This window comes from Photorhabdus australis DSM 17609, assembly GCF_000711895.1.
GTDB classification, from domain to species: domain Bacteria; phylum Pseudomonadota; class Gammaproteobacteria; order Enterobacterales; family Enterobacteriaceae; genus Photorhabdus; species Photorhabdus australis.
Genome location: NZ_JONO01000121.1, coordinates 1 through 1,937, shown reverse-complemented (window position 1 = coordinate 1,937; position 1,937 = coordinate 1). Strand labels below are relative to the sequence as shown.

Below are 1,937 nucleotides of genomic sequence, written 5' to 3'. Positions count from 1 at the left end.
ACGGCCTTGCTTACGCGCCAGTCCCAGCAATGAGACAGTTTGCTTTAAGTGGGCTAAATCGGTATCGGGAATGCGGGTCATCAATGACCTCCTGTAAAAACCTGTCAAGATGCTATATTGATATTTAAAACATATCTGATAAGATATCTAAAAACAAGCTTTTTAAAAGGGGGATATATAGTGATATCAAGTTCAACAACCTGGTTTCTCGATATGCAGTTCCCTGAACGGCTTACCACATTACGCAAGGAGCGCGGGCTCACTCAGCAGGCGCTGGCTGATATGGCTGGTGTGGCAGTTTTACAGATCCGGCGTTATGAGGGAGGCTCAGCACAACCTACCTTAGAGGTAATACGTCGCTTGGCTATTTCGCTCGGTGTCAGTGCGGATATGCTGGTTTTTGATGAACAGGAGCGCGGTCCCAGTGAGCGGCTGCGCTATCAATTTGAGGCAATTTCTCGTATGCCGCAGTATGAGCAGGAGGTTATTAAGGAGTTGCTGGATGCAATGATCATCAAAACTCAAATTGCCGGCACAATGGCCTGTATTTCAACAACAGCGAAGGAAGAGAGTTAACACAGCACGGCGCTGAAGTGCGGGAACACTTCAACGCCGCTAACCATCACCAACTATCAGAGGTAGTTCATCATGGCTAAATGCGATTCTAAAGCAAAAACCATTACAACTAAAGGGCAGGCTGTAAAGCCACGGCATTACACCGTGGGCTACCGGCCTAACCGGGGCAAGCCCAATCCGTACCCGCAGCTCACCATTAAGGGACGTTGGTTAGCCGCGTTGGGTTTTACCACAGGGAAGCCGATCACCATTACCAGCGAAGCCGGACAGTTGATTATCCGGCTGGTAGAGAACGGTTGACGGCTAAAAGAAAGATCTTGGTCAATTCATAAAGCCGGGAATTTTATTAACATTCTTTTATTCGATTAATAAGTGAAGCCATCACTTCAGTGGCTTCTTCTTTAAATTTAATGCTCCATTCTTTAGTCCAATCACTTGGTCGACCTTGATCTTCCCATTCAGCTAAAGCAACAGAATTAATTATTTCTAATTCAAACCATATTTTCTGATATCGCTCATCATCGTACAGATCCTCTGATGAATGAATGAACCTAGAGAACACCATTAAGTCATCTAATGAGTTAACCGCATCTTTTATCAAGGATTCTTTATTTTCCATATTTCACCGTTACCACTTTACCTGATTCATTAGTAACAATAGATACATTATTCATTGGGTCATAATGAACAGTCGTTCCCCCTCTACTCGGGGTTGATATTCCATTTTTGATGGTATTTTCTACAACAGATGGAGTGATTCCGCGATCTTGCATACGATCCAAGGCATGACCAGAATACTCTCTGTTATTAATAGTCGCAGGTTCATTCCTTACGGGTTGGTAAGAGGGATTTTTAGGCTGATTCATCTGCTTCTGTTTACCTCCCATAGGGAGAGTAGCCCCAGAATTTGTATTATTTGCAGAGTTTCCAGATTTACCTTTACCCAATCCTCCAGTCACAGCACCCAGTGCAGCGCTCGCCAAGATCTCTGCCTGCTGCTTGTCAATACCGTAGCGGCTTTGCAACTGGCTGGCAAATTCCGTACTCGAAACGACGCCTTCGGCTTCAATCTGCTGGGCCAACAGAGAAGACATGTCATTCTTCATCCGTGAAGGTACATCGTCACCCAGTACGCGATCGATGGCTTGACGTACCAGCATACCATTAGCCGGGATATCGCCGTATTTTTCCTTGCAGGCGGCGGGGTTGGAAGAACACACCGCGATCAGCTCTTTTTGCTGCTTGAGGCTCAGATCTTCCATTTCCTTCGTGATCTGTTTGCAGTCGCCGCGTCCCTCACACCCTTTGGCTCTGGCCGCAAAATCCGTTATCTGGTCAGCACTCAGGAAGTTATTCTCAAT

4 protein-coding genes are annotated in these 1,937 nt (G+C 45.9%); 2 read left to right on the top strand and 2 right to left on the bottom strand.

The genetic code is table 11. The features are described 5' to 3' along the window. The first annotated feature begins 213 nt into the window (after positions 1-213). Entirely contained in the window at positions 214-576 is a 363-nt protein-coding gene (locus BO26_RS18370) for a helix-turn-helix domain-containing protein (RefSeq protein WP_011147857.1), read from the top strand. A 72-nt stretch (positions 577-648) separates the two neighbouring features. Beyond that, entirely contained in the window at positions 649-876 is a 228-nt protein-coding gene (locus tag BO26_RS18365; RefSeq protein ID WP_036774041.1) for a SymE family type I addiction module toxin, read from the top strand. 46 nt (positions 877-922) lie between these two features. Here the strand turns inward: BO26_RS18365 and BO26_RS18360 are convergent, their stop codons facing one another. Both BO26_RS18360 and BO26_RS24310 read right to left on the bottom strand, forming a co-directional pair. Further along, positions 923-1,195, bottom strand: a complete 273-nt coding sequence (locus tag BO26_RS18360) for a hypothetical protein (protein ID WP_036774039.1) — start codon at positions 1,193-1,195, stop codon at positions 923-925. Beyond that, on the bottom strand, positions 1,185-1,937 hold a 753-nt coding region (locus BO26_RS24310), incomplete at its 5' end, for a DUF4258 domain-containing protein (protein WP_236637595.1). The genes BO26_RS24310 and BO26_RS18360, both read right to left, overlap by 11 nt.

Coding starts and splice junctions, on each gene's coding strand:
- BO26_RS18370 (WP_011147857.1), top strand. CDS start 214: ATGCAGTTCCCTGAACGGCTTACCACATTACGCAAGGAGCGCGGGCTC.
- BO26_RS18365 (WP_036774041.1), top strand. CDS start 649: ATGGCTAAATGCGATTCTAAAGCAAAAACCATTACAACTAAAGGGCAG.
- BO26_RS18360 (WP_036774039.1), bottom strand. CDS start 1,195: ATGGAAAATAAAGAATCCTTGATAAAAGATGCGGTTAACTCATTAGAT.